The following is a 13989-nucleotide window of genomic DNA, read 5'->3' as shown; positions in this document are numbered from 1 at the left end:
ATAGTGGAATGAAACTCACAAAGAAGTCTGATTACGTTTCTGATGCAGTTATTGATAGCTCTTTAATAGAAAAGACGGGAGCATCAAAAGGCGCATCAGGTAAAGCGATATCGCGTCGTCAATTTTTACGCACTTCCAGTTTGATGGCTGGTGGAGCGGCTCTTGGTACTGCACTTTCTCCAGGAATGATGAGAAAAGCCGAAGCTTCAGCAGATACTGTTCCTGGTGCTGCTATCAAGCGTGTAAAGACAGTATGTACTCACTGTTCGGTTGGTTGTGGTGTTATTGCTGAAGTACAAAATGGTGTATGGACTGGTCAAGAACCTGCATTAGATCACCCTTTCAATAAAGGTGCCCATTGTGCTAAAGGTGCTGCTATCCGTGAACACGGTCACGGTGAACGTCGTCTAAAATACCCTACTAAACTTGTAGATGGTAAATGGAAGAAAGTTTCATGGGATCAGGCGATCAATGAAATTGGTGATAAGTTAATCAGTATCCGTAAAGAATCTGGTCCTGACTCGGTTTACTGGCTGGGTTCTGCAAAGCACAACAACGAACAAGCTTACTTGTTTAGAAAAATGGCAGCAATGTGGGGTACGAATAACGTAGACCATCAAGCTCGAATCTGTCACTCAACGACAGTTGCGGGTGTTGCTAATACGTGGGGTTATGGTGCGATGACCAACTCCTACAATGATATCCATAATTCTAAATCAATTCTTTTGATTGGTTCTAACCCATCAGAAGCTCATCCGGTTTCAATGTTACATATCCTGAAGGCAAAAGAAGAAAATAATGCCCCTGTGATTGTAATTGATCCTCGTTTTACACGTACAGCTGCACATGCTGATCACTTTTTACAGATTCGTCCTGGTACTGATGTACCGATCATTTGGGGTATGTTGTACCACATCTTCAAAAATGGCTGGGAAGACAAAGGCTTTATCCGTCAACGTGTATACGGAATGGAAGAAGTCATGCAGGAAGTTGCTAAATGGGACCCTGCAGAAGTTGAGCGTGTTACAGGCGTTAAAGAACACCGTGTAAAAGCTGCTGCTAAAGCGATGGCTGATCATCGTCCAGGTACATTTATCTGGTGTATGGGTGGAACGCAACACACGATTGGTAATAACAATACTCGCGCTTATTGTACCTTCCAGCTAGCACTAGGAAACATGGGTGTGTCAGGTGGTGGAGCAAACATCTTCCGTGGTCATGATAATGTTCAGGGAGCTACAGATTTAGGTGTACTTGCTGATACGTTACCTGGTTATTATGGTCTGTCTGCTGGTTCATGGAAACATTGGGCGAAAGTCTGGGATCTTGATTACGATTGGATCAAGGGACAATTCGATGATGGTAGTTATGAAAAGAAAGGTGATGCAGATCTGCATGTAATGAATACCAAAGGTATTCCAGTATCACGTTGGATTGATGGTGTCTTGGAAGATAAAGACAATATTGCTCAAAAAGATAACTTAAAAGCTATGTTCTTCTGGGGTCACGCTCCAAACAGTCAGACTCGTGGAACAGAGATGAAAAAGGCCATGGAAGGTCTTGATATGATGGTTATAGTTGATCCATACCCCACGGTTTCTGCTGTAATGCATGATCGTAAAGATGGTGTTTACTTATTACCAGCTGCTACGCAAATGGAAACTTACGGTTCTGTTACTGCATCAAACCGTTCTTTCCAGTGGAGAGATAAGGTTATTGATCCGCTGTTTGAGTCTTTGCCTGATCACATCATTATGCATAAGTTAGCTACGAAGCTTGGCTTTGCAGATCAGATGTTTAAAAACATTAAAGTTGAAAATGATGAGCCAAGTGTTGAAGACACGTTACGTGAGATTAATCGCGGCATGTGGACTATCGGATATACAGGTCAAAGCCCAGAGCGTTTGAAGAAACAACAAGAGAACTGGGGTGACTTTGATTTCACTAGTTTAAAAGCTGAAGGTGGCGCTTGTGATGGTGAATTCTACGGTTTACCTTGGCCTTGCTGGGGTACGCCTGAGATGAAACATCCTGGTACGCCTAATTTATATGATGGTAGTACTTCGGTTGCTGAAGGTGGCTTAACATTCCGTGCAAGATTTGGTGTGGAGCGTGAAGGTGTTAATCTTCTTGCTGAAGGATTCCACTCAGCCGGATCTGAAATTAAAGACGGTTATCCTGAATTTACAGGCGATATGCTTAAGAAGCTTGGCTGGTGGGATGACTTAACTGATCCTGAGAAAACTGCAGCTGAAGGTAAAAACTGGAAAACCGATTTGTCCGGCGGCATACAACGTGTTGCTATTAAACATGGTTGTGCTCCGTTTGGTAATGCTAAGGCTCGCGTTAAAGTATGGACATTCCCTGATCCAATACCCATTCATCGAGAGCCTCTATATACAAGTCGTCATGATTTGGTGGCTAACTATCCTACGTATGAAGATCGTAAGTCATTCTGGCGTTTGCCAACACGTTATTCATCTATTCAAGCGAAGGATTACTCAAAAGATTTTCCTTTGATACTTTCTTCATTCAGATTGGTTGAGTATGAAGGTGGTGGTGATGAAACGAGATCAAATAAATGGTTGGCTGAACTACAGCAAGATATGTTCGTAGAAATCAATCCAAGAGATGCAAATAATATTGGTATCAGAGATGGCAATATGGTTTGGATCGAGACTCCTGAAGGGGCAAAAATCAAAGTAAAAGCGATGGTTACTCGTCGAGTTGCTTCTGGTGTAGCTTCAGCTCCATATCACTTTGGTGGGCATTTTCAGGGAAAAGATTTACGAGAGAAGTATCCAAAAGGCGCAGACCCTGTTGTATTGGGTGAAGCCTTAAATACCGCCATGACCTATGGTTATGATTCAGTCACACAGATGCAGGAAACTAAATGTAGCCTGTGTAAAATAACTAAAGCTTAGGAGGTACACATAATGGGTGCTAATGTAAAATTCTATTGTGATTCAGAACGTTGTATCGAATGTAACGCTTGTGTTACCGCATGTAAAAACGAAAATGAAGTTCCATGGGGTATAAATCGCCGTCGTGTTGTAACAGTTAAAGATGGTGAGCCAGGTGAGCGTTCACTCTCTGTGGCTTGTATGCACTGTACCGATGCTCCATGTGCGGCAGTTTGTCCTGTAGATTGTTTCTACACTACTGATAACGGTATCGTGCTTCACGATAAAGATATTTGTATCGGTTGTGGCTATTGCTCTTATGCATGTCCATTTGGGGCTCCACAGTTCCCAACTGCTGGTGCATTTGCTTCTCGCGGTAAGATGGATAAATGTACTTTCTGTGCAGGTGGTCCTGAAAAAGCTGGAAGTGTTGATGAACATAAGAAGTACGGTTCAAATCGACTTGCTGAAGGCAAATTACCACTTTGTGCAGAGATGTGTTCGACTAAAGCATTGTTAGCGGGTGATGCCAATATGGTTTCAGATATTTACCGTAAGCGTGTGATTAGTAGAAGTATGTCTAATCTTGCTTCAAGCGGTAATATTCAGCAAAACGGTTTTAACCCAGACTTTTCTGGTAAAGCCACAAAATAAAGTCTAACTCCTAGTTAGGATATTTGTACGCCCCCTTTGATTGGAGGAGGGGGGGTATGTTTTTTACAAGTATATTAGGGTACCTCTGATCAAGACCAATTAAGTTCTGTAAGTCTCTGGGACACCATATCCTGGACGCACTTTGAAGAATGTTGATTACCTTTAAATAAACAGCGAGCGGAAAGGGTACTTGAGACATACCCTTATTGGGCTTAGTGATAAGCTCAGATTCCATGTTTGGTAACTGTGTTGTTTGTTTAAAAGGTTTGATATTCCACTATGATTCGCCTGGATTTCTGATCTGTTGGCGTTGGCAGTACTTATACGTCTTGAGGAGAGAGGCTCTTAGGAGATTATCATGGGGATGGCCACTAGGGCATTGCTATTAAGTTTAGTGTTTCTGTTATTGAATGTAACAGTCACTTCTACTGTTATTGCAGATGAGGCAGCAAATGCTGCAATCAACAACCCAACCTTTAATCCACAGGTTGATGTTAAAAGTCCTGCTACAGATTTGTGGCGAGCAGTAAGACAAAGAAACGTTGATATCACGGGTACTACCCAGGTAAAAGGGCCGACTGCCGACACTTTAATTAATGTAAGTGGTCAGGAGTGGCGTGAATTCCGTCGCACTAAACTAATTCCTTACAGTGCTTATGCCTTAGGTGGTGTATTACTGGCTATTACTCTGTTTAGATTAATTCGTGGAAAAATAAAAATAAAAGCAGGTCGCTCTGGCAATAAAATCCGTCGATTTTCAGGTTTTCAACGTCTTGTCCATTGGTCAGTTGCAATCTCCTTCTTGATTCTAGGTCTAACAGGAGTACTTCTTACTCTGGGAAGATTCGGTTTGATTCCGGTTATAGGCAAAGATGCTTTTGGAGCAGTCGCCATACTGGGCAGAACCGTACATAACTACATTGGTCCGGTGTTTGCCGTTTTGTTAATTATTATGTTGTTCACTTTTATCAAGGGTAACTTTGCTAACTGGACTGACATTAAATGGTTTGCAAAAGGTGGCGGATTGTTTGGCGGTCATGCAAGTGCAGGGCGCTATAATGGTGGTGAAAAGGCCTGGTACTGGATCGCGATGATTGTGGGTATAGTGGTTGTCGTAAGTGGCATAGTGATGGGCTTTCCTTTCTTCGGCATATCACAAGAAGATATTAAATTATCTCAAGTCATTCATGCTATTGCTGCGATTGGCTTATTAGCAGCATCTTTCGGTCATATATATATGGGTACTTTCGCAATGGAAGGTGCTTATGAAGCGATGCAAACCGGTTATTGTGATGAAAACTGGGCTAAAGAACATCATGACTTATGGTATCAAGAACTAAAGAATGATGGTGTTCTAGAAACGAATGACTCAAATGCTACTGCTATGAATAAGCAGGCATCTGATTCTATGGTAAATACATCTCAAAATGCTGGTGATTCAGTCGTTTCAGCGTCGGCTGGAGTTGCAGCAACAACTGTGGCTGCAGGCGTTAGTAATCTCTCTGATTCCTCCGACGGTGCAGAGAAGGTAAAAGATGGCGGAGCAAAAGATAACCTAGCTAAAGACAACTTAGCTAAAGATAATGCACCAAAGGTTAAAACGATATCATCTGAAGGTTTTGATAATCTAAAAAAGATAGAGGGTATAGGACCAAAGATTGAGGAAGTATTGTATGCAGCAGGTTTAACCCGCTATGAGGACATTCAGAACTCAAACCGTGATGCGCTCAAAGAAATCTTAAATGCTGCGGGATCAAGATACAAAATGCATGAGCCTAAAAGCTGGCCTGCACAAGCTGAGCTTGCTGCCAAGGGTTCATGGGATGAATTGAGTAAACTGCAGAATGATATTTTGGAAGGCTCTTAGGAGCTTTTCAGGAAAATCAGAAAAAACGTTAGAAACTTAACTATAGTTGTGTATAAGGATTTTAAATCTAATAAATAAATAAAATAACCATTTAAAGGAGATATGAATGCAAAAGTCGCTACATCTTGATCCGGCTAAATGTACTGGATGCCTGCAGTGTGAAATGGCATGCTCGTACGAAAAGCTAGGTGAATTTAATCCCTCCCGATCAGTCATCAAAGTATTTACTTTCCATGAAGAAGGACGTTTTGCACCATACACATGTACTCAATGTGATGAAGCCTGGTGTTTAAGAGCTTGTCCTGTTGATGCAATTACTATGGATATGTCGACCGGCGCAAAAATTGTTATCGATGATAAATGTGTGGGTTGTAAAGTTTGTACTATTTCATGTCCCTTTGGCACGATCAACTACGTGCAGGAAACAGGCAAAGTTGCCAAGTGCGACCTCTGTGGTGGCGATCCTGAATGTGCGAAAGCCTGTCCGACTGAAGCAATTACATATATCGACGCTAACGCGACTGGATATGATCGTATGAAGGCATTTGCAGAAAAAAGTCTTCCTAGCGCAAACACATCAGCATAGAGGTTAAATAATATGTCTTGGACAAGAAATGTATTACGCGTCAACCTCACTGAAGGGACGTGTACACCCGAACCACTTAATATGGAGTGGGCAACTAAATATTTAGGCCAGCGAGGTCTAGCAACAAAATATCTGGTCGAAGAAACAGATCCAAACGTTGATCCATTAAGCCCTGAAAACTTATTTATCATGGCTACAGGGCCACTAACAGGAACAATGGCTTCAACAGGTGGTCGCTATTCAGTCATTACAAAAAGTCCTTTAACAGGGGCGATTGCATGTTCTAACTCTGGCGGATTCATTGGTAATGAATTTAAAAACGCGGGTTGGGATATGATTATCTTTGAAGGTAAATCACCAACACCTGTTTATTTATATATCGAAAATGACTTAACAGAACTTCGCGCCGCTGACGACCTATGGGGTAAGTCTGCATGGGAAGCTGATGAGATGCTTCATGAGAAGCATCAAGATCCTAATTTGAAAATTGCCGTAGTAGGCCGACCTGCTGAAGAAGGCTGTTTATATTCTGCAGTTATAAATGATTTGCATCGTGCAGCTGGCCGCTCTGGTGTGGGCACAGTAATGGCATCAAAGAATTTGAAAGCTGTTGCTGTAAGAGGCACAAAAGGTGTTAAGGGAATTAATGACCCTAAAGCATTCTTTGAAGCTGTAAACGATGGGAAGCAGGTACTTGCAGAAAATGCAGTTACGGGAGAAGGTCTCCCTGCATACGGAACACAGGTATTGATGAATGTTATCAATGGTGTGGGTGGGTTACCGGCGAGAAATATGCGTGATGTTGGTTTTGAAGGCGCTGAAAATATCTCTGGTGAAGCAATGCACGAGCCAAGAGCCAGTGATGGTAAACCAAATTTGACAACGAATGGTGCATGCTTTGGCTGTACGATTGCTTGTGGTCGTATTTCTACGGTAGATAAAACACACTTCTCTGTGAAAGATAAGCCTCAATATCATGGCGCTTCTGGTGGACTTGAATACGAAGCAGCATGGTCTTTAGGCGCTGATACGGGCGTTGATGATATCGATGCACTGACTTATGTGAACTTCGTCTGTAATGAAGATGGCCTCGACCCAATTAGTTTCGGCTGTACTGTAGCGGCGGCTATGGAGTTATTTGAAGACGGCAAAATGACAACTGAAGATACAGATGGGATTGAACTCCGGTTTGGTTCTGCTGAAGCATTGGTTGCTTCAATCGAAGCAGTTGCAGCAGGAACACACTTTGGGAAAATTCTAGGGTTGGGCTCTAAGCGTATGTGCGAAAAATACGGTGCGCCTGAATTATCAATGTCTGTTAAAGGACAGGAATTCCCGGCTTACGACCCTCGTGGTATTCAAGGTATTGGTCTTGCTTATGCGACATCTAATCGTGGAGCATGTCATTTACGTGGTTATACAATCGCATCTGAAATACTCGGTATTCCAGTTAAGACAGAGCAAACGGAATCTGACGGTAAACCTGAGTTAGTAAAAGCTTTCCAGGATGCGACAGCTCTTGTTGATTCGGCGGGTATTTGTGTTTTCACCACATTTGCATGGGGTATGGAAAATATAGCGCCTCAAATTGACGCGGCTTGTGAAGGTGACTGGAGTGTTGATAAATGTCTGGAAGCCGGAGAACGTATCTGGAATATGGAGCGTCAATACAACAACGCAGCTGGCTTCACCAGTGATGACGACACCTTGCCTAAACGCTTGCTCAAAGAGGCAATAAAATCTGGCCCAACTAAAGGGCAAGTGAATAGATTAGGTGAAATGCTACCTATTTATTATGAGGTTCGTGGTTGGACTCCAGATGGTGTTCCTACTGCTGAAACACTTGAACGCTTAAGCTTGGCGTAAATTACTTTTATAAAGTACTTTCGACTTTTAGTGGCTAGGGCTTCATTTATTGCCGAGAGCTTTATCTATTGGCTAAGGCGTTATTATTGGTGACAACATTAACGTCTTATTGGTTGATACATAAGAGCCTGGAACATTCCAGGCTCTTTCTAGCTAAATATTCAATTACTCGCTTACGTTTTAATTTAGTTTCAATGTGGTTTAAGTGACTTTCACCTTAACCAGATCACATTAACAAGCAATCTCAGATTCCAGGAGTATCTATGCGACATGTCATAATTGGCGCGGGTCCGTGTGGTGTTGTAGCCGCAGAGACGTTACGAAAACAAGATCCAGATTCAACCATTATTTTGATAGGAAACGAGCCCATACCTCCGTATTCGAGAATGGCTATTCCTTATTTTTTGATGAAAGATATTGACGAAGCAGGTACACATCTTCGTTCTGACGACTTTTACGATACTCATAATATTCAATACCTCGGTCATGCCGTTGAAAACGTTGATACTGATCTGAAAGTATTGACTACGGATGACGGCACAGAAATACCCTATGATAAATTGTTAATCGCTGCGGGTTCCAAGCCATTACTTCCACCTATTGAAGGTGCTGACCTTCCTAATGTACACAATTGCTGGACGATAGAAGATGCCAGACAAATTGCCGAGCGTTCGCATAGTTGCTTGGAAGTAGTGCTAATGGGTGCTGGATTTATCGGTTGTATCATTCTTGAGTCATTAGCCAAAATGGGCGTAAACCTGACCGTTATTGAGATGGGCGATCGTATGGTTCCGCGCATGCTCGATGATAAAGCTGGTGGGCTCCTTGAAAAATGGTGTATCGAGAAAGGCGTCAATATCCGCACATCAACACGCGTCAATTCTATCAGGGAAGAAGATGACGTGATGATCGTTGAGTTAGATAATGGGGAATCTATCCGGGCATGTACGGTTATTAGTGCCACAGGTGTAAAACCCAATACTGAATTTCTTAAAGGTTCTGGCATAGAAGTGGATCACGGGATTGTGGTCAACACCAATATGCAAACCAATGTTGCCAATGTTTATGCTGCTGGAGATGTCGCTCAGGGTAAGGATTTTTCTACTGGAAATTACGAGGTGCAGGCGATTCAACCTACAGCAACCGATCATGGTCGTATAGCGGCATTAAACATGGCGGGTCATTTGGTGGAGCATAATGGTTCGGTAAACATGAATGTTCTCGATACGTTGGGATTGATCTCTCATTCTTTTGGTTTATGGATGGGTGTTGAAGGTGGAGACAGTGTTGATATCTATAATGCCGAAGCCTATAAATACATGAATCTCAGGTTTGGTTCGGGAATTGAAGAAGATGTACTGGTGGGAGCCAGCACACTGGGTGTTACCCAGCATATCGGTGTTATTCGTGGATTAATTGAGAGCAAAACGCATCTGGGTGTGTGGAAAAGTCGTTTATTAAAAGACCCGACCCGATTGATGGAAGCATATCTATCGTGTACCCAGGAACTTGATAACGTTGTTTAATGAATAAATTCAATGTTTTAAGTATTATATTAAGTAATGTTGAATGAATCTTACTGTTAAGTAATATATAACTATGAAAAGACACCCCCCCACTTACAGGCCTTTTTTAAGATAAGCATTATTCTATGGATAAACCTAAAATCAAAATGCATCTGGAATTATTTGCGTCTCTGATGCGTTTATTGCCACCAGGTACATCTCGACATAAGCGCGAAATCAAAGTGCCTCAGGGAACATCTGTGCAAGATGTAATCGATGAATATAATATTCCCTTAGAGCTTGCGCATATTGTTTTGGTGAATGGCGTTTTTGTTTGCGAAGACCGAAGTGCGCACATTTTAGAAGCGGATGATGTTTTATCAATATGGCCACCCGTTGCTGGTGGTTAGTGATCTATCTATTTATCGTTAGGATATTGTTTGTAATCAGATGTGAATATTTACATGAGTATCGCAAATTGGGTTTAAGGTTGGGGTTAATAGTTGGATAAGAAACAGTACGAGATGGCCTTTTCTGTGCCAGAATTTACCAAGACCTTACGAGGTCAATTTATTACTGAAGAAGATAATTTTCTTTGTAATGACGTGTCTGCAACTCAATGGACCATTAATACCAAAGACGGCTTGCTGGATGTATCGATAGATATTGAGCAAGCGCCACCCAGAGTGATTGCGATGTTAAGTCTACCAGTTCTCAATGTGGGTTTTAGTTTTAGAGAGACCAGTGAAGAGCAGCAAGCCAAATTCCTGAAGCGCTTCTTCAAATACTTCCACAAAGGTGGCGGTTAAAATAGGACTGTCATAAATCCTCTAAAAAAAGCCCTCAAAGTAGGGGGGTGGCTTTTATTCGTCTCATCATCTAATCTAGATTAAATGATGACGAAACACTCATTTCTCAACACTCAAAATAGCTTTATATAATCCTATGAACAATAAAGAAAAAAGCCGTTATGCCCGTCAAATCCGATTAAATAAAATTGGCGAAGCAGGGCAGCAAAAATTATTAGATTCAACCGTATTGATTATTGGTATGGGAGGCTTGGGTTCACCCGCAGCGATGTATTTAGCAGCTGCAGGAATAGGTAAGCTGATAGTCAGTGATTTTGATCAGGTTGAAGATTCTAATTTGCAACGTCAGATTATTCATCGAACTCAGGATATTGGCGAGCTTAAAGCGTTTTCAGCTAAACGTACCATCTCAGAATTGAATCCCGATTGTGTGGTTGAAGCTCTGGATTGGCAGTTAGATGATGAGGAATTAGAAAGCTATATTCAACAAGCCGATATCGTTTTAGATTGTACCGATAATTTCCCGACACGTTTTGCAGTCAATAGAGCGTGTGTAAAACAGTCAACACCGCTTGTTTCAGGGGCAGCTATTCGCATGGAAGGACAAATTACCAGTTATATTCCAGGGTCTGGCGGGCCGTGTTATCAGTGCTTGTACAAGCCTGATTTTGAGAGTACTGAGACCTGTGCGATGGAGGGAGTACTGGCGCCAGTGGTTGGTGTGATCGGCACCATGCAGGCGCTGCAAGCGATCCTAATTTTGATTGGAGAAGAGGAGAATGTGAATGGTAAATTATTATTGTTCGACGCATTAAGCATGGAATGGCAAAAAGTTACCATTCCAAAAAATCCAAACTGCGCAGTATGTGCTTAGTTTTGCTTAAGCCTCGTGTGCCCGCCAAGAATTAACATTGCTCCCACGGTAAGCCATTAAAACGCCAGCCATCTAATGTGCCACGTTGATTGTTTTCATCGAGCTCGCCTTCAAAACCGTCGGTGACGTGATAGATGTTTTCCATTCCTGCTTCGATGAGTTCTAAGCCCGCTTTTTCTGAACGATTACCACTTCGACAAATCAAAATAATAGGGCAGTTGTTGTTGGTGCTGGCTTTTTGAATCTGATTAACTTCTTTGTAAAAATTCGGGTTTATCTCCCAATCAGGATCATCCATCCAGGCAACGTGAATGCTTTCTTTGGGATGTCCGATAAATAAAAACTCCATAGAAGTTCTGATATCTATTAATTTAGCTTCGTGGTTCTCTTTTAAAAGAGCAGCAGCTTCGAGTGAGCTTAAGTGTCCTAGCGTTTTTGTATTCATAAAGTGTGTAATGGGTTAGTTAAATAATATTCGATTATTATCATGCTATTTATCATATAGCGCTATTTCTTATTGCTTTCTTCAGCGTCAATAACTTCAAAGAAAACAAGAATGGTCTTTTGAAAAATGTTGTTGTTATCATCAGAGATCATAAAATACTGATTATCTTTATAGTGTGCTAAACCTTCGAAGTTATCAATCGACCAATCATCAGCGGCATCAAATCTGGCAATTGCTTGTGTTTTACACAGTCGATCTGTATTGCATTGGTCGAGTTGCAAGCGTCTCAAGTTGATAACAACAGGTGTGATCGGGTTTTTATAAGCTCTTTCTAGTACGAGTAAATCGCCATTGGCTAATACCTCGAGACCAGTGATAGCGCTATTCGGCGCTTTCGAGCGTTCAAAGTTCCATTCTTTTCCCTTGCTGGAAAATACAGTTTGTATGCTGTCATCCCGGTTTTTGATTGGGTATTCCGCGGCAGTAATTACGCCGTATTTAGGGTGATAGGTGACGCTTTCAAGTGCTTTGTTTTTATGACTGAATTTATTCTTTTTACGAATTTTTTTGGGGAGTTTAATCGTTGAGATCATTCTACCTTTGGTAGAGAATTTCTCAATTCTTGGTTTGTTTTCAAACGAGATGATTAGTTGGGTATCACCTGGTTTGCCATTATTGGTGTTAAGCGTTGAGAGGCCTTCAGAGTCCCTGTGTTTTCCCTTTAATGGAATTCCTTCGCTGTCAGTCAGTCTGGCTGCATATACCACCTGCATAGCGTCAAGCTGGTTGTTCTTTAGCGATACTTTGATGTGATAGAAATACCCCTCATCAGAAACAGCGTACAGCAGTTTTTCGTCGTTATCCCAGGCGATACCTGAAAGTTCCTGAACTGGAATAGTGTTAAATGTAGAGGGTTTTAAAGCGATACTACCATTGAGCTTCAATTGCATAAAATCAGTATCAATATGCTTAGGTGTAATCGCAATTGGGTAGCTATTGGGGTTTGTTTGTCCTGAGCTACAAGAAAATAGCAATAGTGAGCTAAATCCTATGAAGAAAGAAATAAGCCACTGAATTGAGTTTTTCAGTGGCTTTTGTTTCTCATTCTGAGAGTCATTCTGATTTTTTTGAAACCTGGGTTTTAGTTTAGTATATGTTCGCATTGAGCGATCATATATTGACTAGCTAGAAGAACTCAACTGTCCTTTAAGAATGAATTTTCCGGCAGGATTTTTCTCTGACGTTTTATCCTTATGATCTACGCTAATCGCGAGTGAACCAATATCTTTCATGTGGTGCCATTGCTTTTCACTGATTTTGATATTGGTTTTTCCTTTATTGGAAATAGTCCCCATTTTCATGGGTTCTCCACCTTTTTTCGGTTGGCACCATAAGGTCAAAACCATATCATCCGCTATTTTGACGTCTTTCATGATATCGACTTTTATCATCATGTCTGACTTTTCAATTTTGGTGAAAGCCATTGGACCATTAGTGTCCGACTCTAGCATCGCACTGTACGAAATAGGGTTGTGATTAGACATCGGGTTATAAAGCATCACTGCCGTTACAATCAATGCCATAGCCATCATCGCGAAGCCTTGTTTAAAGAAGTTGGCTTTCCACCAGGGTGCTTTCTCTTCCTGTGGCGCGCTCTCTTTGATGTGTGCTTCGATACCAGCCCATACACTATCAGGTGCTTTTGCATCAGGTAATAGCTCTACAAGATTAGCAAATTTATTCTCATAAGCTTCAACTGTCGCTTTCAGATAGAAATGAGTTTCCATCAATACTTCAAAGCGTTTTCTTGCACGCCCTTGCATTGAACCAACTGCATATTCAATTGCTAGTTGTTCAAAAACTTCAGGGTTTTGGTAGCGTTTAGCTCCCTGAGTGTTGTGATCTAATTTAGGCATGGTCTAATATCCTCTAAGCCTCTGCGTATCCAGGCTTTAATTGTACCCAGGGGTTTGCCAAGTTTCTCTGACAGTTCCTGGTGCGTGTGTCCGTAATAATAAGACAATAAAATACATTCTCGCTGTGAAGGTTTCAAGGTATCCAGACAAGCCATCAAACCTTGCATTTCCTGACTCATATCTTCCATTGAATCTGGTGTTAAATCAGAAGACGTAAACTCTAAACCTTCAAACTGGGCTTCAGTTTCAACCGGTCTGGTTTTGAGACTTCTTAATTTATCTAATCCTTTGTTTCTAATAACTGTAGACATCCAGGTCATTGCTTTACCTTTACCCGGGGTGTAGGTGTCTGCCTTGTCCCAGATTTTAATAAATCCTTCCTGTAAAACATCTTCAGCTAAAGCTTCAGTTTGCATTAAACGTAAGCAAAGGCTCATCAACTTTGGCGAGCACTTTTCATATAGCTGTTTAAAAGCTAACTGATCTCCAGCTGCAGTCTTCTGCAGTAATTCAGCGTAAATATCTTCCATTGTCTAAATTCTTTTGTTGTTGTGAGTTGCACTA

13 protein-coding genes are annotated in these 13989 nt (G+C 41.6%); 9 read left to right on the top strand and 4 right to left on the bottom strand.

Annotated elements, in window-relative coordinates; all coding sequences use genetic code 11:
• Positions 1-8: 8 nt before the first annotated feature.
• The 9 genes from EV695_RS11715 (at position 9) to EV695_RS11675 (ending at position 11064) form a co-directional block, all read left to right on the top strand.
• Entirely contained in the window at positions 9-2924 is a 2916-nt protein-coding gene (locus EV695_RS11715; protein ID WP_131906097.1) for a formate dehydrogenase subunit alpha, read from the top strand.
• A gap of 12 nt (positions 2925-2936) precedes the next feature.
• On the top strand, positions 2937-3557 hold the full coding sequence (gene fdh3B, locus EV695_RS11710; RefSeq protein ID WP_131906096.1) for a formate dehydrogenase FDH3 subunit beta: 621 nt from the start codon (positions 2937-2939) through the stop codon (positions 3555-3557).
• A 358-nt stretch (positions 3558-3915) separates the two neighbouring features.
• Positions 3916-5424, top strand: a complete 1509-nt coding sequence (locus tag EV695_RS11705; RefSeq protein WP_131906095.1) for a formate dehydrogenase subunit gamma — start codon at positions 3916-3918, stop codon at positions 5422-5424.
• 106 nt (positions 5425-5530) lie between these two features.
• The gene (locus EV695_RS11700) at positions 5531-6010 is read left to right on the top strand and encodes a 4Fe-4S dicluster domain-containing protein (protein WP_131906094.1); all 480 of its coding nucleotides are present in this window, start codon (positions 5531-5533) and stop codon (positions 6008-6010) included.
• Positions 6011-6022: 12 nt separating this feature from the next.
• Positions 6023-7876, top strand: coding sequence for an aldehyde ferredoxin oxidoreductase family protein (locus tag EV695_RS11695; RefSeq protein ID WP_131906093.1), 1854 nt, complete (start codon positions 6023-6025; stop codon positions 7874-7876).
• A gap of 263 nt (positions 7877-8139) precedes the next feature.
• Positions 8140-9402, top strand: coding sequence for an NAD(P)/FAD-dependent oxidoreductase (locus EV695_RS11690; protein ID WP_131906092.1), 1263 nt, complete (start codon positions 8140-8142; stop codon positions 9400-9402).
• Between the two features lie 125 nt (positions 9403-9527).
• Positions 9528-9791, top strand: coding sequence for a MoaD/ThiS family protein (locus EV695_RS11685; protein WP_207907056.1), 264 nt, complete (start codon positions 9528-9530; stop codon positions 9789-9791).
• A gap of 93 nt (positions 9792-9884) precedes the next feature.
• Entirely contained in the window at positions 9885-10190 is a 306-nt protein-coding gene (locus tag EV695_RS11680) for a hypothetical protein (protein ID WP_131906091.1), read from the top strand.
• Positions 10191-10326: 136 nt separating this feature from the next.
• Entirely contained in the window at positions 10327-11064 is a 738-nt protein-coding gene (locus EV695_RS11675; RefSeq protein WP_131906090.1) for a HesA/MoeB/ThiF family protein, read from the top strand.
• A 31-nt stretch (positions 11065-11095) separates the two neighbouring features.
• Here the strand turns inward: EV695_RS11675 and EV695_RS11670 are convergent, their stop codons facing one another.
• The 4 genes from EV695_RS11670 to EV695_RS11655 form a co-directional block, all read right to left on the bottom strand.
• Positions 11096-11509 (bottom strand): rhodanese-like domain-containing protein, encoded by a 414-nt coding sequence (locus tag EV695_RS11670; RefSeq protein ID WP_131906089.1) that lies wholly within the window; start codon positions 11507-11509, stop codon positions 11096-11098.
• A gap of 62 nt (positions 11510-11571) precedes the next feature.
• Positions 11572-12672, bottom strand: a complete 1101-nt coding sequence (locus EV695_RS11665; protein WP_131906088.1) for an esterase-like activity of phytase family protein — start codon at positions 12670-12672, stop codon at positions 11572-11574.
• 18 nt (positions 12673-12690) lie between these two features.
• Positions 12691-13425 (bottom strand): anti-sigma factor, encoded by a 735-nt coding sequence (locus tag EV695_RS11660; RefSeq protein WP_131906087.1) that lies wholly within the window; start codon positions 13423-13425, stop codon positions 12691-12693.
• On the bottom strand, positions 13413-13955 hold the full coding sequence (locus EV695_RS11655; protein ID WP_131906086.1) for an RNA polymerase sigma factor: 543 nt from the start codon (positions 13953-13955) through the stop codon (positions 13413-13415). The genes EV695_RS11660 and EV695_RS11655 overlap by 13 nt, the downstream gene beginning before the upstream one ends.
• Positions 13956-13989 lie beyond the last annotated feature (34 nt).

Source organism: Cocleimonas flava, from assembly GCF_004339015.1.
In the GTDB taxonomy this organism is placed as follows: Bacteria; Pseudomonadota; Gammaproteobacteria; order Thiotrichales; family Thiotrichaceae; genus Cocleimonas; species Cocleimonas flava.
Note: the sequence above shows the minus strand (reverse complement) of the source record. Positions and strands in the feature narration are given on the sequence as shown.